The sequence below is a fragment of the Filimonas lacunae genome, assembly GCF_002355595.1.
GTDB classification, from domain to species: Bacteria; Bacteroidota; Bacteroidia; order Chitinophagales; family Chitinophagaceae; genus Filimonas; species Filimonas lacunae.
Map to the genome: position 1 here is coordinate 6,494,411 of NZ_AP017422.1, position 20,379 is coordinate 6,514,789.

The following is a 20,379-nucleotide window of genomic DNA, read 5'->3' on the forward strand; positions in this document are numbered from 1 at the left end:
GTAGTGGTGATTAAAAATAATTCATCACCCAAGGCTTCTAAAGCCTTTTTAGAAAAGTTTTCTCTCATATGCTGTAGTTTAATAAATACAATATATACCCTTTCAGTAACTTCAGGCAAATAGAATGCTTGCCAATAAATTACCTTATTGTTCTATAATAGCAGTTAGCAAAAATAGGATCTGATAAACAATGCTAGTGTCCAGCGGATAAACAACAGATAACTATAACCATTTACACATTACCTATAAATAAAGCTGATAAGTTACCCAGGAAATCAATGCTAAGAATCACTGTTGTTAGCTGCCAGGCAGCGAGTGATAGAATTTGTACTTTTTCTCATGCGTGCTTATTTGAAACTTGAAGCAAGATATAAAATAACATTCTGTTAAAAAAACAAAAAAAGAAAGTTAAAGTAAATTTTAAGGTATGGTTACTTCTTCCGAAGTAACCATATTAAAACTGGCAATAATATAAGGTTGGTCAATGTACCGGTAATCAGCGTAAGTGAAGTAAGCCAGCCCAAGGCCTTGGTTCCACCAAACTCGCTGATGCAAAAAATGATAAAACCAGCTATGAGTACCAATGAAGTATATATGATACTAACTCCAGTATGATGTATGGTTTGTACCAGGGTAGGCTTCACACTATTATTATAATGTGGCAGTTCCTGCTTGTAATTAATGAGGAATCGTATGGTTACATCTATGGCAATACCCAGGGCCACACTAAACACCAACACGGTGGATGGCTTTAAGGATATACCCACCCATCCCATCACACCTGCTGTTACCATCAATGGAATGATATTAGGAATTAAAGAACACAGCAGTATTCTGAATGAACGGAACAGGTACAACATACAAAGCGCAATTAATGCAAAAGCCCAAAGGATACTGTCACGTAAACCATTAATGATAAAGGCTGATCCTTCTAAGAAGGTAACACTACTTCCGGTAAAGGTTACTTTATAATTAGCCGTATCAAACGTTCTATCGGCTTCCTTTTTAAAGTCAGCCAGCAAACCAGGAAGCTTGCGGCTACCAATATCTTTCATGTTCACACTAATTCTGGCCATCTGGTCTGCCGAATCTTTAAAGCTATTGAGCAGTTTAGTGAAAGTAGAGTTCTTGTCTGCTGTGGCACCACTGGTGCTATCCTGCGCTTTGCCACTGCCTTTTATATAGCTTAATACCGTAATAGCATCAAAGTCGGAAGGAATAGCATAATACGTGCTGTCGCCATCGTATACTGCCTGCCTTAAAAATTTAATACCTTCTACTAATGATAACGGACGTGCCGTTTCCGGACGTGCGGCAATGTAACGGGAGAATGAATCAATTTTCTCCATCGGCTTTAACGAACGGGTAAGTCCTTTTTTCTTTTTGGTATCCACTACAATTTCCAATGGCATTACTCCATTAAAAGTGCTTTCAAACCAACGCAAATCTTTATAAACAATATCTTTCTTAGGCAAATCATCTACAATAAAGCCTTCGCTTTTTAAGCGTGTAATCCCACCGATCGAAAACAGTACTACCGCAGCTGTTACAATGTATACCCATTTGCTATGCTCAAATGTCCATTTCTCAATTTTTACCAGCAGATTTTCCAATGTTTTATTCTCCAGGTAACGCATGTGCCTTGGCTTAGGCGCAGCGATATAGCTTAATACAGACGGGATAAACACCAGCGATATCACAAACAGGATCATGATATTTACACCGGCCACTACGCCAAACTCTTTTAACAGGTCGCTTTTAGTTAAAGAGAACACTCCTAAACCAATAGCGGCAGCAATGTTACAAAACAGGGTTACAATGCCCATACGGCCCACCATAGTAACCAGGGCATTTTGCTTGTCATTGGTTTCTTTATAAGTAGTATGGTATTTATTCAGGAAGTAAATACAGTTAGGCACTCCAATTACCACAATCAATGGTGGAATTAAAGTAGTTAACAGGGTTATTTTATAACCAAACAGCACCATAGAGCCAACACTCCATATTACACCAATACACACCACTATTAAACTCATAAACATGGCGCTGATACTTCTGAAGAAAAGCAATAAAGTAATAGCAGACAACAACAACGAACCAATTAAAAACCACTGTAGCTCTTTCTGAATTTTGTTGGCTACAGTAGTTCTGATATAAGGTAAGCCACTTACATGCACCTGCAAACTGGTTTGCTTTTCAAAAGCATGCACCTCGTTCATAATGTCATTAATTAAACGGGTGCGTGATTTACTGTTAGCCGTGTCTTTGTTCAGCGACACTACAAACAGATAGCTTTTTTCGGCCGAGTTATGCAAAATGCCCTCATAAAAGGGCATATTCTCAAACACAGCTTTTCCACTGTCCAATATTGTCTGGGTAAGCGGGAAAGTAAAAATGCGTGCAGGAACCAGCTTATCGGCGGTGTCTTTTTTTAATTGAATAGCTTCTGGCACATCCATAAGTCCGGTTACACCTTTAATCTCTTTTAACCGGCTGTGCATTTGTTCTGCCGCATTGAACACAGGCAGGGTAAAAAACTGGGGGGTGGTTACACCCAGCATTACCATGTTACCATCACTGCCAAACTTTTTTAAAAAAGCCTGGTATTCCTGGTATTTAATATTATCGGTAGGTATCGCCCGGGTAAACTCGTAGCTCATTTCCACTTTGGAAGCGAAATAGCCCATGATAATTGTACAGATGAGCAATAAGGAGAGCAAAGCCAGTCTGAACTTGAGAATAAATTGTCCTAAACGATACCACATAGTAATACTTCTATAGATAAATAATGTGCAAAGAAAACAAACAAAAACCGCCCCGCAAAAATGCGGGGCGGTCGCTTTATACGAAAAATCGGTTAAAAGTCAAGTCCGAGGGCAAAATACCACATGGGCTTGCCCTTAAATATTCCATTCATTTCCCACGCTGTGTCCAGTTTCAGGAAATAACCTAGCACCGTGGTGCGTACACCAAAACCATAACCACCGGCAAAAGGCCCTATACCTCCTGCCCTGGTGCGCACAATGGCATAATTAGGGTTAGGCGTACCATCCTCCTGTAACTCCATATAAGCTGTAGTAGGACGGGTGATATTTTTAATACTGCCGCTCCAGGCAGTGCCTAAATCAATAAATTGAACCAGCTGGAAATTTCTGATAAAGGCGCTGTTAATAGGCTTGTTGAAGAAAGTACTGAATACAGGCAACCTGAATTCACTGTTGATTACTGTAGCATTATTACCATTGGCTACGTTTTGTTTAAAACCACGCATATTTAAGGTCAATGACTGGTAAACATAATCCTGCTGGGTAGGCGTGTTCGCTGTATTGGCCTTAGGACCGATCCAACCATCTACACCACCCAGGTAGTATAGTATCTTCTGATCACCAAACGAGAAGTCTCCTGCTGCACGACCCGCCCAAATGAAATTGCGGTAAATTTTTACATAGTACCTCGCATCAACACCAAGATTTTGCACATTGATACCTCTTGTAGATGCGCCTTTGCCCACCGCTTTGTAATAATCATAGTAGATTTTCCAGCGCAGGCCATTCCAGATATTCTGTGTAGGATTAATAGTGTTATCATACACATACTCCAGATGTGCAATGCCTGTTTTAGAAACAGTATCTGGTATATGTAATCCCGTAGGATCAGGCTGTCCTGACAAATAATTAAAAGGCCTGATAACGCCACGGTCAGTTCTCAAACCGATATTGGCACCAATTCTTTTGGTTTCGTCTATCGGGTAAGCCACATTCACCTGGTATAAATTGGTGATCAGCTTATTGTCTTTACCTACACCAGGACCAGAAACGATATAAGTAGGATAATTTTCAGTAGTGCTTCTATAATAAGTAAAGCCCCAATCTAACCTTTTACGCAGATTAGAAAAGGTGAAAAACACATCTTTGTCAGACAAATTAGTGCCAAAACGGAAACCGCCTACCATTTTAATGTCTTCCATTACATCACTCACCCCTACACGGAACGACCAGTTGAAGTCACTTCCATTATTTAACTGCACTGGCAATGCTCCGGAATATGGCTGATAACGGTTAATCAAAATGTTATTAGATACACCCGCCAGCACATAATCCGCATTAAATTTCAGCTTATAGTTGAAAAGGCCTGATTTCGCCAATACATTCTGCTGTGGCGTTGCCGGATCAGTTCCTGGTTGTGGCTCACCATTTACCATTACAGTAGCTTTGGTTGTAGCGGGCTTTTCGTCATCAAATTCGTTCTGGAACACATTGTTGGCAGGTTTCTTTTCTTCCTGCTTTTGTTGTTCCGCCGGTGTAGTCACTACCGATTTACCATTGGCTAACCGTGCTTCCTGCATCAGTTTTTTCATATAATCTGTAGGACGTGCATTCACATTTCTCTTACGCAGCGTTACAGAGTCTACCCTTAACTTATACAAGAACTTATAGTCACCTTCTCTCCTTACCTCACTCACTTGCCCCTTATCACCTGCAATCCTGGTTTCCAGCAGACTGCTCTGGTAGTTGGTCATAGGGAAAGTATAGGTAGAATCTTTAAATACCTGGAAGTAGCTGATGCTATCCGGCTCACTTTTTTGCCAGGCGTTTAAGGTAGAGTCAATTTCTTTATCTGTTGCGTTGCGAATTATTTCATCACCTATATAATATAAGGTATCCAAACCGTCGCGGGCGGTAGAAAAGAAGCCTGCCCACCTGTTGGCAATACCATTTTCCTCACTTACAAAAGTGAAGTGGTTTACATTATACTGCATCGGGTAGCGTGCATCGGCAAATTTCATCCGGGTTAACTGGGCAATTTGTTTGAAATCGCTTTTGTTATTGATGTCTACCATGAAAATATTAAACCTGTTTTTGCTGGGCAGCACCGTATCGGCATTGATAGCATCTCCCGTAGGACGGTTAGAAGCGAAAATAATACCCGACCTGTTAGGAAAAGAAACAAAGGTGGGGTCCAGATCGTCATACACATCGTTGGTAATCTGCTGCACCTTCTCATTATCAATGCGGTAAGTAAAGATGTCGGAATGACCGTTTTTGCTAGCACTTAATAATATAGTGTTGGCATCCAGCATAAAGCCTACGCTCAATATCTGGTCAAAACCAGTAATTTCTTGCTTAAAGCGTTTAATATTAGCCACCACGTCGTACACAAACATGTTTATTTTACCCGCTTTCCAGTATACCACCAATAAACGGGAGCCTTTGCCATCCCATGACAACAATGGATAATTAGGATTGATATCGCCATTGATGGTTCTTATCCCATAGCTCAGTAATGTTTTTTCTTCCAGGTTGTTATCTACATACTTTACAGAATACACGCCTTTTTTAAACTGCACCACTGCATATGAGTTGTTGCGTGGGTTGGGATTAGCCTGAAAACGGAAAAAATCGGCCTTCTTTGTTTCTTCCACCACCGACAAACGGCCACGTGGTGCATTTTTACGCTGCTTCAGATCTTTCACATACTTCTCTTCCTCATACGTCATAAAATCGGCAAGCACTTCTTTAAACTTCTTCTTACATATGCGTTGTGAAGCAGTGTTCAGGTTTTTATATAAACGCGCCAGGTACAGAAAATAAGTAACATTTTCTTTTTTGTACTTCTCGGCTATATAGTACCAGAAAGCGTGTCCTGCCAGCAAAGGCTTGTCAAAAGCAAACTGGTAAAATTTGGTATAGCTGCCGCTTAACATCACGTTGCGCAGATCTTCATCTTTTTCAGGACTCCAGGGTTGTGCTACATATTCTACATAGCCATCGGTAAGCCATTTAGGAATGTCCAGTAAAGCCTGGTTACTGGCAATTTCTCCTATATCATCTCCAAACAGGATGTTATCAACCAGTATACGTGCAATACCTTCTCTTATCTGACGACGCAGCGTGTTGTGGTTACCATCGTAGTACAACACAATTTTATTATTCACCAGCTTGGTCATGCCACCTGCATTTTGCCAGTCAAGCCCTAACCCAATATTGCTGGATTTGTAATCGTCAAAGGTGTTATAGATAACCAGGTTAGCCCTCCGTTGTAATGAGTATTCTACTACGTCTTCAATAGAGCTTAACTCATCTTCTGCCACCTGGGCTGCAAATTTGCCCAACTCTAAACCGCCCTGGTTAAAGTATGTGTTGAAGTTTGCGCTCTGGTAAAATTTCCAGATAAACTTCTTATGCTGTATGCGGTTTTTGCCAAATTCAACGGTGTTAACCTGCCCATTTGATAGTAAGGGCAATAATATGGTTGCAAAAAATAAATAGAGAATGCCAACCCTGAAGCGTTTAAATTGCATATCCGGTCTTTAGAATTTTAAAATTAGCATAATTACTTGTAACAGAGCCTCAAAAATAGCGTTATGATTAAGGTGGATGTATTTACTTTTAACCCTTTTCAGGAAAACACTTACGTATTATCCAACGAAACGGGTGAAGCCATTATTATAGATCCCGGTTGTTACTTTTCCGCTGAATGGGATGAATTAAAAAATGCTTTGGAAGCGAATAATTTACGTGTAACCCAATTGCTTTTTACCCACTGCCATCTCGATCACGTGTTTGGCTCCAAATGGGTAGCTCAACATTATCAACTGGTGCCCGGCCTGCACAAAGAAGAAGAAATAATAATGACCACTGCGTCAGAAGTAGGTGCCCGGTACGGGTTAACGTTTGATAATTATACAGGACCATTTCGTTTTATCCAGGAGGGCGATACCGTTACTTTAGGAGAAGACACTCTGAGCGTGTTGTTTACCCCAGGTCATTCACCTGGCAGTATTTGCTTTTATGATGCTCAAGAGGGCTTTGTTATCGGTGGCGATGTATTATTTAAAGATAGTGTGGGGCGTACAGACTTACCTGGCGGCAGCCACGAGCAGTTATTGTCCTCTATTCGCACTAAACTGTTCCCTTTACCAGATAATACCATTGTATACCCTGGTCATGGTGGCCCTACCACTATTGGCTACGAGAAAAAAAATAACCCGTTTTTATCTTAATCAGGGAAAAAAAGTGCGGTAGCCGGGTGTAACCAGCTACCGCACTTTTTTATTTTCGGTATAGATATTAATCGTTTTCTTCCATTTTAGTATATGCCATAATAAAAACTGCACCCAGGTTCTTGTAAGGTGGCACATAGTCGGCAAACATTTCATTGTTCGCAAACATCTTAGACAAGTTACCCCACAAGCCTGGCCAGTTTAAATCTTTGCCCTGGCGTGCAGTTTCCATCAATGCAGTGATCATAGGTGCATTAATTAAACCGCTACCGGTTTGTTTAGACGAAATGATTTGTGCATAGGGACAAATGCCTAACACTCTGCTAAGACTTTGATAACCACCACAACTTCCCAGTAGTATAATTTTAGCGCTTGGCGCCAGTTGTGCAATGGTGGAATTGAGGTAGTAGCTGTGTCCACGATGTATTACCACCGAAGGGTGCAGGTCTTTTTCATCCAGAAACTTGCTTAAAGCAGCCTGTGCCTCTGCATCCAGTCCTTTTTCTTCATCCAGTGGCTTATTGGCATAAATAGTTACCGGCACCCCTTTTACCGAAGAAACAGCCACCCATTGATTGGTACTGGTTATTTTCCAGTTGCCGTTGCTAAAACCGCGAACAAAGGCATTAAATACAGTTTGACCATCTTTATCCCCATAAAAGAACTGCTGCACTATAATTCTCCCAGCTGTATCGCGCAATAAGCTGTTAGGCATAAAGTACACCGGCGGTATTCCTAAAGTAGTAGACACATCAATATGATTGACAGAATCCATAGAAAGGAATAAGGTGTTTAAAATGCTATACACCCGCTCTCCCCTTACATTTTTTATTCTTTTGGATTCCGCCAGGTTATACTGTATCTGGTCTAATATCAGGTTTTGTATGTTTTTATCGGTAATGCTGGCATAAGAATTAGCTACATCCACAGCGTCTTCCAGGCTATTGGTCCTGTCCAGGCCCTTTACAAACGCCTTCATTAACATTTCGGCGTTCTCTTTCTCCATCGTTTTCAGAAAATGATCGAGTGTGTTGTAATTAGCCGCCATCTTAATCCACTTTTTAAAGTGGTCGAAACGTACACTCAGCAGCAAAGAGTCGCCACGTGGTACCCGCATTTTTTTAAATATAAAGGGGTATACGCCATGCGTGTAGCTGGAGGTGTAAATTTCCTCTTCACCCAGCACCGCCAGATAATATAACTCTTCTGGAGTAAGTACTTCTATCTTTTTAAACCTTACCGCATCGGGCAATTCGTGCAAGCCGTTTATTTCATTAATAAATACATCCCGTGCTTTTTGCTGCAGCCTGGCAGTTAAAGTATTCATCACCAACGGCGTGTCACGTTTAATAAGCCTGTCGGCATAGGCAATTTCCGTTTGAACCAGCAGCTTATAGTACTTTACACTGTCGTTCATCACAGCATCAATTTCCTCAAATGTTCTTTTGCCTTTGTATAAATCGTCTAAAAAAGGAAAATACTGACGGCCGGTTTTTATACGTGCCATCCGGGCAATGATTTTTACCAACGGATCTTCCGATTTTTGGATTCTTACCCCCAGCTTGCCGGTAGAAGCAGCAAAATTATACAGCTCTTCCTGGCTTCTGCGGGAAGCCAAAATAATTAAGCTATCTGCATAGGGAGAATTGGGGTGGTTATTTAAAATGGGTAATATTTTAGATGGGTTTTTCTGACAATCTTTTAATATCAACAGTTCTTTGGCATCAGCCATGCCTGCATTTTGCTGGAAAGCATAGCTGCGCAGTAAAATTTCGCCGGTTTCCAGGCTATTGGCCGCAACAACAGGGATAATAGACTTCTCTTCCCGTTCCAGCTGCATCGCATCTTCATAAGCGCTCAACACATCTGTAAAAGCAATAGGCTTTATTTTTTTATAGCGTACATCGTTTAAGAAGCCATAAAGTACATCATTCAATCCACGCAGGTATTTGATTTTATTATTGCCATCCAGCAAAGAATCCTGCTCAATCATATTTTGCAGGGCATCCGTTTTATTAATAACGGCATAAGTAGCCTGCATATTCAGCTCATTATTGTTAGCAGCAGGCGTAAACTGGCCATCATCTTTCCCATCCAGTTTCAGAATCTCTTTCTGCTGTTTATCTATATCCTCATGAAATTTTTGCCGCATCAACGGAATCTGGGGCGAAATTGGGGTATCTCCCTGGGCGTCAGCCACATGAGCAAGGGCCAGCAAAACAATCAGCAGGTATAATTTAGTCATGTTCATCCGTAATTAATTAGATTCCATTCAATTCTAAAGCGTATCTTACTCATGCAAAAGTAAGACCAAAGGCAACCCGTACACCCTTAACAATAACATAATGCTGTAATACATGGCGTTAGGCCAGGTAAAATTATTTTTGTGTAAACATATTGTTAAGATGGAACCCAAGGGCAAGAAAGTTTTAATTGCTGATGACGAGCCAGATATCTTAGAGATAATTGGTTATAACCTCCGTAAAGAAGGTTACGATATTCATACAGCAAAAGATGGTGAGGATGCGTTGGTGAAAGCGAAACAACTAGACCCTGACTTAGTAATTCTGGATATAATGATGCCCAAGAAAACGGGCGTACAGGTATGTGAAATATTGCGCAGCCAGCCTGCTTTTCAGGATACACTCATCATCTTCTTAACCGCATTAAGCGACGAGGCATCTCATATTAAAGGTTTTGAAATGGGAGCCGATGATTACGTCAACAAGCCTATCAGCCCTAAAGTACTTACCAGCCGGGTAAATGCACTTTTCAGACGCGTGAATAAAAGCGATGACAAAACACTTATCATCAACAACATTTCTATTGATCCGGTAAAATTCCTGGTAACGGTAGATGGTGCAGAAGTGATCCTGGCTAAAAAAGAATTTGAATTGTTATACCTGCTGGCTTCACGCCCGGGCCGTGTGTTTTTACGCAATGAAATACTGAGCCAGGTGTGGGGAGCGGATGTAATAGTAGGCGACCGTACCATTGACGTGCATATCCGTAAAATAAGACAAAAACTGGGTATCGATTGTATCACTACCGTTAAAGGTGTAGGGTATAAATTTGATATTTAGTTTGCAGTTATAGTAACCGATTAACTTTTGGTTATATTGCACGTATACGGCGCATCAACCGATATAGCACTAAACCAATGTTCAATACAAAAAATCTTTCTCCCAATCAACTGTCTGCGCTTACTGCCTTAGTATTAGCTGTACCGGTTGGTTTGGGATTTTACCTGATAAGCTTTAGCGGCCTGGAGGCATTAATAGCCTTCCTGGCCGTTTTTATTGGTGGTTACCTGCTCATACGTTATGTATTGGAACGCTTTATTTATCGTAAAATAAAGCTCATTTACAAGTTCATTTACCAGACTAAAGCTTCTAAAAAAGAGGAAATGTATTATAAATACATCCTTCCTCAGAAAAGTATTGATGAAGTGCGGGAAGATGTAGAAAAATGGGCTGCGCAAAGCAAGGCCGAAATTGAAGCACTGAAAAATAATGAAGCTTATCGTAAAGAGTTTTTGCAAAACCTGGCCCACGAATTCAAAACTCCCATTTTCGCCATCCAGGGCTATGTAGACACTTTGCTGGGCGGAGCACTGGAAAGCCCCGAAATTGCCACCCGCTTTTTAGAGAATGCTTCTAAAAATGTAGTGCGCATGGTAAACCTGGTAAGCGATCTGGATGAAATTTCCCGCCTGGAAAGCGGCGAGCAACCTTTATATAAAGAGAACTTTGTAATCCAGGACATGATTAAGGAGGTGTACGAATCGCTTTCCATCAAAAGCAGCAAGCGTAATATTAAGTGTACTATAAAAAAGGGGTGCGAAACTCCGGTAATTGTATTTGCCGATAAGGAGAAAATCCGGCAGGTGATTATTAACCTGGTAGCCAATGCCATTAAATATGGTAAGCAAGATGGCCATATTGTGGCCAGCATTTACAAAACAGACGAACAACATGCCCTTATTGAAATAAGTGACGATGGCATTGGCATAGCCGAAGAACATTTACCCCGCATTTTTGAACGCTTCTATCGTACCGATCGTGGCCGTAGCCGCGATGTGGGCGGCACCGGGCTTGGCCTTGCCATTTGTAAGCACATTGTAGAAGCACACAACCATGTAATGCATGTTCGCAGTAAAGTAGACATTGGCACTACCCTGGGTTTTACCTTAGATACCCGCAGAGATTAACATTTATTTAGAATAAGTATTTTTAGTACTTACGTAACAGGGCTAAAACTATAGCCAATGAGAAAGCTATACCTGTTAGCCCTGGGTACACTAAGCTGCTTTTCAGTTTCCTGTGTACAAAAGGCCTATTACGTATCTCCCTTACATGGGAGTGTAACACCCTATCACACACTCCCTCTTCAATCAGAAAACATACGCTCTGCTGTGTATGCGAACAGCAGCATCCAGGCAGGAGGTGCTAACAGTGGATTGAAGGATAACACTTTTCACTGGCAGGGTAATATTTACCGTACGCATCAATTGGGCCTAATACAGGCCTATTATGGAGCAGGACTTACCCTGGGCAACTACCAGGTAGCAAAATTAGATTCAGTTCCCCGTCTCGCAGCCGGGCTAGGTGTTACCCAGGTAAACTCTACCGCAGGCAATAAGTTTTATGGTAGCGGAAATATTCATGGTGGCATTAACCTCTGCATTCCTTTTGGCCGGATTAGCAACTCCGGCGAGTTCCGCTTTGGGGTGAAATCATCACTACACCAGGAGTTTGGCAATTACCTGTCTTTCCGAAAAGCTCTTAATCCCGATTCTCTTAGTGGCCTGGTAACTAATAATGTGTTAGGCTCTTTTGCCTTTACCAGCGAACTGGTGTTCAGTTTAGATCGTCGCGGCAGAAAACTGGGATTGGGAGGAGAATTCGGCTGCCTGGTGGGCAAAGATTATAGGGATAATAACTTTGGCAAAGGTGACATTTACTATAATAACCTTAAAAGTCGCTATACATATATAAGTGGTATCATTCAACTCACCTTTGGTAATTTATGGACTGCCTATGTACAACAAACTTTTGGCACCAGGGTGGTGGCATTTCATGCAGGAGTTAATTACCGGCTATTTGCAAAAAGAAAAAAGCCCTTGTGAAAACAAAGGCTGTCAGGCATGAGAAAATCTGCTTAGTTACTTGTGTGCTATGAACCAAACTGCAGAGCAAAATTGCGTTTGATTTGTAAAGTAATTATGAACGCAATACCAACTTTGTATTAACTCAAGCGTTGTTAACGTCAATTCCAGCAATTTACCAACAGGTACATTGACTTCAATTAAAATAGGGCTGTAATAGCAAAAGGCCGTACCAGTAATCTGGCACGGCCTTTTGTTTGAGTTAATCGGCTTTTTATGCCGCTTATTATTTCATTCAACGTTATATTAGAAACTATACCTTAAACCCAGCTGCATCTGGTAGCGTGATGCAAAAAAGTCTGTTGAATAAGGCTTGCTGGTAGGTGTGGTAAAGGTATACTTAGGATAAGTACTAGCCGTACCAGCAGTACTCAGCTTCAAACCTATGTCGGTAGTAGAGTTGTAAGTATTTGGTGAGAAATACTGACGACCCCATGCACCATTCAGCAGGTTGGTCAGGTTAATGATATCATAAGTAAGCGTAAATGTATGCGTACGCTTACGGGCTTTCAGGTTAAAGTCCTGTGCGAAACGGAAATCCAGTTGCGTATTCCATGGAGTACGGCCGCCGTTACGTTGTGTGAAATCCCCTCTTCTTGAACTCAGGTATTTGTTACCGTCAATGTAGGCGTTGAAATCAGCAGCCTGTTGTGTTGCAGTTTTACCTCCGGCAATATCATTGAAGAAGTTAACAGCCTGATCAGCAGTAGGGATATACACCAGACTTACCTGCTGGCCGGTACCGTTGATAGCGCTTAATAAACCATAAGAGAATGGTGTACCAGATTGTGTATTGAAGAAGAAGGAGAAATTAGAAACAAACTTGTTATCGCCATTCCAGTTCAATTTATAATTTACAACAGATACTATGCGGTGACGGATGTCAAAGTTAGAATATGCCAGGCTTGGGCTGTTAGGACTTAATGCCTGGTTTAACTGCCAGTTACTTTCCATTGAGTTGCGGATACCATTGGTAATATCTTTAGACGTACCATAGGTATAAGCTGCCATTACGTTTAAGCCGAATGGGAAGGTTTTGTTCACCTGGCCGGTAATGCTGTAACGATACCCCTGCTTGGTGTTGCTTAACAAATAGGCGTTGGTGTACAGCGAATTGATTTTGTTATTGGAATAAATAGGCTGTTGCTTCTTAGTATCATAAGGCATGTAAATAGGATTATCTACATAGTTGATCTGTTGAAACTTCAGATCGTAAATAACCTTGGTATAGATACCTTCTACGCTGAATTTCCACTGGTTAGGTGTAGTATATTCTACAGCCAAACTGCTTCTCCACGCTTGTGGCATTTTAAAGTTATTATCAATCAAGTCTACTTGCGTAGGACCTGTAGCATCTGTTGTGTTCTGTCCGTTCAACTCAGCAAAGTTGGCCATAGCATTACTTTTGCTGGTACCATCCCTGATAGGATCTGTACCCGCAACAAATGCCTTTTTAGAAGCCTGCTGATCGTAAGAACCATAAGTAACACCGTTGTTATAGTAGGCATAACCTAACCATGCGAAAGGAATACGACCAGTGAATAAACCAGTACCACCTCTAACAATCAGGCTTTGATTACCCAAAACATCATAGTTAAAACCTACACGTGGCGACACCTGTACTTGTCCAAGGAAATCATTTTTAATATTCTTAGGCAAAGTATAACTATAGGTATTGCCATAATTAGCATCTACAGGAGCACCGGTAGTTTTAGTACTTAAAGGTTGTTTGTTAGGCATGTCAGCTACATCAAAACGAACACCTGGTGTAATTTTCAGTTTTGAACCTACTTGAATTTCATCCTGGGCATATACGCTGTACAGGTTTACTTTAAACTCTGCAGGCGGGTTAGCAATGATGTAATCCCTGGTATTATTGGTGTAATTGTAATTGGTACGTACACGTGAAGGAGCGTTGGCCAGGAAATTAGCAAGGCTGCTGTATTCTACACGACCATTCCATGAGTTCACAAAACCATAATTGATGTTGTAAAACTCGTTGTGTGTACCAAAAGTGAAAGTGTGATTACCTTTCAGGTAAGTTACGTTGTCTGTGAATTCAAATGTTTTTTGCTTCATGTTGAAGATGCTGGCCTCACGGTCAGAACCCAAGTAAATAACACCACCTCTGTTGCTGATTTGAATTTGTGGCAGCGCAGGGTTAGACAATGGATCACGATAATCATGAATGCTGGAATAACCTAATACCAGGTTGTTAGACAAACTGTTTGAAAAGCGTGTTTTTAATTCCGCCACAGTAGAAGTCTGGTTATTCACCTGCTTAAAGTCTATGCTGCCAAAACGGAAATTCTGCTGATCACGCTCCAGGTTAGTAGCCTCAGAAGTAATAGTATTATTACGAATGCTTAATGTGTTCTTATCATTTATTTTCCAGTCTAAACGGTTAAAGTACTTATTAGACCTTGAATAAATTTTATAGTTGCTGTAAGAACCTGCATCTATGCCATAATTAGATTTCATGTAATCAGAAATCTGTACCGCTTCTGCTTGTGTGATAATTCCCATATCAGGAGAACCGGCAGCCAGGATAACAGGATCTTGTCTGCGGGTAATTTCCTGGTTGGTAAAGAACCATAATTTATTCTTGATAATAGGGAAACCTACACGGAATCCCGTTTGATACTCGTAAAAATCAGACGGCAATTTAGATTTGTCGCCAGCATTATTTTTACCAATTAAGGTAGCGTTACGGCCAAAGCCATAAATAGAACCATGTACCTCATTGGTACCACTGCGGGTTACCGCATTGATAGAACCACCTAAGAAGTTACCGATTTTTACATCGTATGGAGCCAGATACACCTGAATATCCTGGATAGCATCCATAGATACCGGGTTGGTACGGGTGCTGCTTCCGGGCTGACCAGATGCGTTGGTTTGACCACCTAATGAAGGGCTGAAGCCAATAGCGTCATTGTTGATAGCACCATCCAGCGTTACGTTATTGTAACGAAAGTTGGTACCCATAAATGAGTTGTTGCTGCTTTGAGGAGTAACACGGGTAACATCCTGTAAGCTGCGGCTTATCTGTGGCAGGTTTCTTAACTGATTCTGGCTGATTTGAATGCCAGAGCCATTTTTAATACCACTGCGTCCAGCAGAACCCTTTACTACTACTGTTTCCAATGTAGATGCAGCTTCATCCTGTAAACGGAAGTTGATGGTATTAGTACCTAAAGAAAGACTGATATCATTCTTTTCTTCAGTTTTTAAACCTACGTAAGTAATAGTGAGAAGATACGGCCCACCTGGATTAAGGTTGGTAAGAATGTAACGGCCGTCTTTGTTAGTCTGAGTATTATAGCTGCTTCCGGTAGCCGGGCTAAATAGCTTGATAGTGGCGCCTTCGAGCACCTGGTTTTTGGCTCCGGTAATTCTACCGGTTACCTGCGAACTGGTAATTTGTGCCACCAGTAACACAGGGGTCACCAGGGCAATTAATAAAAACAAAGCCAATACTCTGGCAATTCGTAGCATAACTGTTAATGTTTCTGCAAAGGAAACATCGCACTGTTAACAAATTGTTACGCCAATGTTACCAACACATTAACTAAGTATTGGAAAGCTATTATAAATGCAAATTTTGACCTTTTTGAGAACAGTATAAACCTTATATAAATAAGGTTTATACTGTATATTTTAATTCAGATTACTTGAATTATCTACCCCAAACAGCCCATTTAGCAGTCCAGTCATTAGTACCGTCAAATGCACCGATGTAAGTAACTTTTTCAAAATGAGCGTCGCTCAATAAACCTGCATCAAACTTAGCAGCCTTAGTTAAAGCTGGTGAACCAGAAGCTGGTTGCAGTTTTGGGGCTGCATTAGCAAACGGATCAGTCAGTTTAATTTCAGCATAGTTTGAGTAATAAACACTCAGATTAGCACCAGTGGTAAGGCTTGCCAAACCAGCAGAATCTAAAGTAACAGGATTTAACACTTGCTTGTCAACCTGGAATGGTTTGCCATAAGCATGCAGGAAGCTGTTGTAAAACTTGCTGATACCTTGCTTATAGTAAGAAACAGTAGAATCATCATCCAGATCCAGACCTGCTTTTTGTCCACCGATTACGATAGAGTTAGCCAGGATAAACTTGGCACCTCTTCTCCAACGCATACCATAACCATAATCAGAGCTGGTACCAGTTGCATTGTTAGGACCAACAGCTGTGAAGTTAGATAAGGTAGGGAATGTGTTAGGAGTTGAAGCAAAAGGCAGGTTGCTTGGGTTTACGTTATCCACCTCAAAGTTGTTAGAGATATCACCAGTAGTACCTTTAGCATCAGTGAATGCAGGATCTTTTACAGACACAGCAAACTGAATTTTACCATGGTAACCATCATCAAAATCAAAATCATCATCAGCACAATTGTAAGCGATCAGGTGTTTTGCATTTACAGCTCCACCAAAAATTTCAAAGGCATCATCTAACCCTCTTACTACCTGAACGTAGTCAATAGTAGTACCAGAACCTACCGCATATAATGACAAACCATTCACCTCGTCACCTGGGTTAACTGCTTTACCAGCATATTCAATTCTAACATATTTCAGAACACCTGAATTGTCAGCATCATCTGTACCGCCAAAAGCATTATAGTCAGCAGAAACACCGCCTTCTAACACTTTGTGGTTTCCATTACCTGTAGCCTTACCCACTAATACTACACCACCCAGATCACCTGGAGTAGGTGTTTTTTCATTAGAAGTGAAAACGATAGGCGCGTCAGCAGTACCGTTTGCCAGTATCTGAGATCCTTTGTAAATAACCAGTACACCCGCAGAATCTTTATTAGATACTATTTTGGTGCCGGCATCGATAGTCAGTTTAGCATTGTTAGTTACATACACATAACCACGAAGACGATAAATGGTGTCTTTAGAAAACTTTTTGTCACCAGAAATTACACCACGAATGTCTACGGTTGTAGGAGTGGTAGTGCCACCACCGCCTGTGCCTGGATCTGCCTGGTTGTCACTCTTGCTACATGCTGTGCCCAATACTATTGAGCTTAAAGCCAGATAAGAAGCAAACTTTTTCATAATAACGATCGATTTTTCAGAGAATTAAGAACTTGTTCCTTCATGTACTAACTCAGTGTTAATACATAGGTGATAAAAGATTTTATAATGATCAGAAGTTATATCGCACTGCCAGGGTAGCTGTAGTACCATACTTCACAGAGTTGATAATTTTATCTGTGTTAGCATCGTACCCCATTTTAGAAGGATTAGCGTCGTATTTGTAATACCATTGATTAGCCTGTGCCAGGATATCACTGATAGTAACTTTTAATTCCAGTTTATTACTTACCAGTTTTTTGGTCACCTGAAAGTCAATCACATCCCTTGGACGCTCATATACATCCAGTGACTGGTTGCCTGCTCTTGCTCTGAGCCTTGGTCCAATTTTGTTATACAGCACATTAAAGATCAGGTCGTCAGCTATGGTAGCGTAAGTAAGTCCACTATTCACCAGGTATGAGGACTGCCCCTGTAAAGGCCTGTTAGAGTTAACACCACCTAACTGCACCGATCCTTTCATATAAGCTGCGTTCGCATAAAATGTCAGGTGATCGAAAAAGGCAGTATTGAAAAAGCCTAGTTTTTTACGTATTTCCAGCTCTGCTCCATACACATTCGCTTTATCAGCATTAGCATAGGAATACACGTCGTTATTCAGGTTGGTTTGTTCAATGGGATTAGAGAAGTTTTTATAAAATAAGCTGGCCGACATAATTTCACCTGCTGCCGGAAACCACTCGTATCTTAAATCAGCATTAGATGCAGTAGCTCTTTTTAAGTTAGGCGCTCCTTTTACTACAATGTTATTTTCATAATCATAAAAACTATAGGAAGCCATTTCTCTGAACTCAGGTCTGTTTACAGATCTGGAACCAGCCAAACGCAGGTTGGTATTTTCTGTAAGCTTATAGGTAAGCAAGAAAGATGGCAGGATGTCCAGGTTACTGTTTTTGGTATTCTTTTCATTATCCCCTGTCAGTTTCTGTGTATAATTCTCCAGTCTTGCTCCCCAGGTAAGCTTAAATCCACCATTAAACTTATTGTCAAACATCAGGTATCCGGCATTTAAAAGCCCGGTGCCCTTGTATTCAGCGGAATTGGTAGGAATATTAGCCAGAGTTAAGTTATACTGGTCTATATTTTCCGGCGAAAACATAGTAGCAAAATCAGTAGTTTTTGACTCTTTAATTTCAGCACCGAAACTAGGATTAATAGTACTGTATCCCAGTGCAATTACTTCCATGTTACGGGTACGATAGTAATTGGAAATCCCTACTTTAAACCGCTGCTCGTTGTTAAACAGGCTGAATTTTCTGCTCACATTCACATTAGCGCCATAGATGTATTCTTTCAGGTAAGAGTATACACGGCCGGCATCTCTGATAGCAGGAGAGTTTTCATTAGAGAGCTTAATGAAGTAATCGTAAGGAGCAGCTTCCGAACCACGGAAGGCCAATATACGCTGATCAGGCTGCCAGCGATAGGTTAAGCCAAAAGATCCACTCCAGTCAATATCCCAGTTACTGCCTGCTTTGTGCGTTCCTTCCAGCACACTGTTTAAAATTCCATTGCCGGTAGCTTCGCTGTTTACCGATTTAACCCCAATGGGAGTAACTCCGGCATAGTTCAGCCCGTTTCTGAGGGCAACAGTTTTGGTAAAATCGTTATTGAAGATATTCTTCAAGGCAATTTTACTTTTCCCATAAGAATAAGTCAGGTTTAATAAAGCCGAAAGGTTATTTCGCTGATCGTAATTAGTCGTATAATAATCGTAATCCAGCTGTTTTGCATTACCAGGAGCATCCAGCCTGTTTCTGTCAGAAACACGATGCCCTGTGCTATATCCGAGTGAATAAATGTATCCCAGTTTACGGCCTTTTTTTAATAAGGCAGTATTACCGCCGGTGTAGCTAAGGCTGAAATTAGGAATACTGTTAGCCGCCTTGTTATATCCGTAAGTATTGGGAAATAATTTAGTGATAGCCTTTTTATCAGCAGCATCCAAATCGCCAAAAGCACCACCTCTGCGTTTGTAATAAGGGTTAGGGATTTGAGATTTTTTATCAAAAAAGCCTAAAAAGTCCAGTGAACCATCCGGCATGCCCTTATAAAACTCTTTAAAGGTGGTCATAGAGTTGTAGCTGGCCGAAAAAGACAACTCACTGATTTTGCTTGCAGGATAATCTTTGGTAGATATTTTAATAGCGCCTCCAGCAAAATCACCTGGTAAATCAGGCAAAGGCGACTTGTAAATAACCAGGTTGTCTACCAGGGAAGAAGGAATAATATCGAATGAAAAGGCTTTTTTATCAGGCTCTGTACTTGGTAACACAGAATTATTTAATAAAGCGGTATTATAACGCTCATTCAAACCCCTGATTACTACAAACTTATTATCTTGTACAGAAGCACCACTTACTCTTTTCAATACTTCACCCGTGCTTTTATCAGGAGATCTTTTAATCACTTCTGCAGAAATACCATCAGAAATGGAAGAGCTGTTTTTCTGCGCGAGGTATATAGATGCAGCTGATTCTTTGCGGGCACTGGTAGATTTAATCACCACCATTTCCAGCTGGTTGCCGTTATCCTTATCCAATACTATATCCAGTGTATTACCAGTTTCTGCTGAAATATCATTTACTACCTTAGGTGCATAGCCCAGGCTGGTTATTTTGAACGTATATTTTTTGCCTTTCTGTAATTGGATAAAAAAGCGGCCTTCTACATCCGTTACCGTTTTTGCACCACTTTCCTGCACAACAATTAAAGCACCAGCCAGTGGAACGCTGTTTTCGGCATCTACAATTTTACCTGAAAATTTTACAGGGGTTTGCCCATAAGCAATAGCTAAAAGAGATAAAAAGAAAATAACAACTATTGAATAGTTTTTAGTCACGTCCTGGAGATTTGCAGCAAAACTATCCGGGGCATGTTACGTCAACGTTACGACAACGTTAACTTCATGTAACATCATTTTAGCATATCTAATCGATAATTCATCAATCTATATAGTCAAATACTATCCTGAGTGGCTTCCTACACATTAATATTCAGATATATAACTATTCTAACAGTCTTATAATAATTCCAGGGGTGAATATTAAAAAGGAAAAGGAATACGAACCATACGAACAAATTTTGCGGCATTGCGTTGTTGTT

General features: G+C 40.8%; 10 protein-coding genes. 4 read left to right on the top strand and 6 right to left on the bottom strand.

Translation table 11 applies throughout. The features are described 5' to 3' along the window. Nucleotides 1-431 precede the first annotated feature (431 nt). Both FLA_RS25525 and FLA_RS25530 read right to left on the bottom strand, forming a co-directional pair. Nucleotides 432-2,765, bottom strand: coding sequence for an efflux RND transporter permease subunit (locus tag FLA_RS25525; protein ID WP_076375666.1), 2,334 nt, complete (start codon nucleotides 2,763-2,765; stop codon nucleotides 432-434). A gap of 92 nt (nucleotides 2,766-2,857) precedes the next feature. After that, entirely contained in the window at nucleotides 2,858-6,301 is a 3,444-nt protein-coding gene (locus FLA_RS25530; protein WP_076375668.1) for a TolB-like translocation protein, read from the bottom strand. A gap of 63 nt (nucleotides 6,302-6,364) precedes the next feature. Between FLA_RS25530 and FLA_RS25535 the strand changes: the two genes are divergently transcribed. Beyond that, nucleotides 6,365-7,003 carry an MBL fold metallo-hydrolase gene (locus FLA_RS25535; protein WP_076375670.1) on the top strand — a complete coding sequence of 213 codons (639 nt, stop codon included), beginning with the start codon at nucleotides 6,365-6,367 and terminating at the stop codon, nucleotides 7,001-7,003. Nucleotides 7,004-7,070: 67 nt separating this feature from the next. Here the strand turns inward: FLA_RS25535 and FLA_RS25540 are convergent, their stop codons facing one another. Continuing rightward, nucleotides 7,071-9,254, bottom strand: a complete 2,184-nt coding sequence (locus tag FLA_RS25540; protein WP_076375672.1) for a hypothetical protein — start codon at nucleotides 9,252-9,254, stop codon at nucleotides 7,071-7,073. 154 nt (nucleotides 9,255-9,408) lie between these two features. Here FLA_RS25540 and FLA_RS25545 point away from each other — a divergent pair, with 154 nt between their 5' ends. The 3 genes from FLA_RS25545 (at nucleotide 9,409) to FLA_RS25555 (ending at nucleotide 12,131) form a co-directional block, all read left to right on the top strand. Next, nucleotides 9,409-10,086: a response regulator transcription factor gene (locus FLA_RS25545; RefSeq protein ID WP_076377320.1), complete on the top strand. Its 678-nt coding sequence runs from the start codon at nucleotides 9,409-9,411 to the stop codon at nucleotides 10,084-10,086. 77 nt (nucleotides 10,087-10,163) lie between these two features. Next, nucleotides 10,164-11,213 carry a sensor histidine kinase gene (locus tag FLA_RS25550; RefSeq protein WP_076375674.1) on the top strand — a complete coding sequence of 350 codons (1,050 nt, stop codon included), beginning with the start codon at nucleotides 10,164-10,166 and terminating at the stop codon, nucleotides 11,211-11,213. A gap of 57 nt (nucleotides 11,214-11,270) precedes the next feature. Continuing rightward, a complete protein-coding gene (locus FLA_RS25555) occupies nucleotides 11,271-12,131 on the top strand; it encodes a hypothetical protein (protein WP_076375676.1) in 861 nt (286 codons plus the stop codon). A 285-nt stretch (nucleotides 12,132-12,416) separates the two neighbouring features. On the opposite strand, the gene FLA_RS25560 is transcribed toward FLA_RS25555, so the two are convergent. The 3 genes from FLA_RS25560 to FLA_RS25570 all read right to left on the bottom strand — a co-directional run bounded on the left by FLA_RS25560 (nucleotide 12,417) and on the right by FLA_RS25570 (nucleotide 20,116). After that, entirely contained in the window at nucleotides 12,417-15,668 is a 3,252-nt protein-coding gene (locus tag FLA_RS25560) for a TonB-dependent receptor (protein WP_076375678.1), read from the bottom strand. Between the two features lie 181 nt (nucleotides 15,669-15,849). Next, nucleotides 15,850-17,235 (bottom strand): hypothetical protein, encoded by a 1,386-nt coding sequence (locus FLA_RS25565; protein ID WP_076375680.1) that lies wholly within the window; start codon nucleotides 17,233-17,235, stop codon nucleotides 15,850-15,852. A 91-nt stretch (nucleotides 17,236-17,326) separates the two neighbouring features. Then, complete coding sequence (locus FLA_RS25570; RefSeq protein WP_076375682.1) at nucleotides 17,327-20,116, bottom strand: TonB-dependent receptor; 2,790 nt, start codon at nucleotides 20,114-20,116, stop codon at nucleotides 17,327-17,329. Between the last annotated feature and the right edge of the window lie 263 nt (nucleotides 20,117-20,379).

Excerpts from the sequence above, each read along its gene's own strand:
- FLA_RS25535 (WP_076375670.1), top strand. The coding sequence starts at position 6,365 with ATGATTAAGGTGGATGTATTTACTTTTAACCCTTTTCAGGAAAACACT.
- FLA_RS25555 (WP_076375676.1), top strand. The coding sequence starts at position 11,271 with ATGAGAAAGCTATACCTGTTAGCCCTGGGTACACTAAGCTGCTTTTCA.
- FLA_RS25525 (WP_076375666.1), bottom strand. The coding sequence starts at position 2,765 with ATGTGGTATCGTTTAGGACAATTTATTCTCAAGTTCAGACTGGCTTTG.
- FLA_RS25560 (WP_076375678.1), bottom strand. The coding sequence starts at position 15,668 with ATGCTACGAATTGCCAGAGTATTGGCTTTGTTTTTATTAATTGCCCTG.
- FLA_RS25540 (WP_076375672.1), bottom strand. The coding sequence starts at position 9,254 with ATGAACATGACTAAATTATACCTGCTGATTGTTTTGCTGGCCCTTGCT.
- FLA_RS25545 (WP_076377320.1), top strand. The coding sequence starts at position 9,409 with ATGGAACCCAAGGGCAAGAAAGTTTTAATTGCTGATGACGAGCCAGAT.
- FLA_RS25550 (WP_076375674.1), top strand. The coding sequence starts at position 10,164 with ATGTTCAATACAAAAAATCTTTCTCCCAATCAACTGTCTGCGCTTACT.
- FLA_RS25530 (WP_076375668.1), bottom strand. The coding sequence starts at position 6,301 with ATGCAATTTAAACGCTTCAGGGTTGGCATTCTCTATTTATTTTTTGCA.
- FLA_RS25565 (WP_076375680.1), bottom strand. The coding sequence starts at position 17,235 with ATGAAAAAGTTTGCTTCTTATCTGGCTTTAAGCTCAATAGTATTGGGC.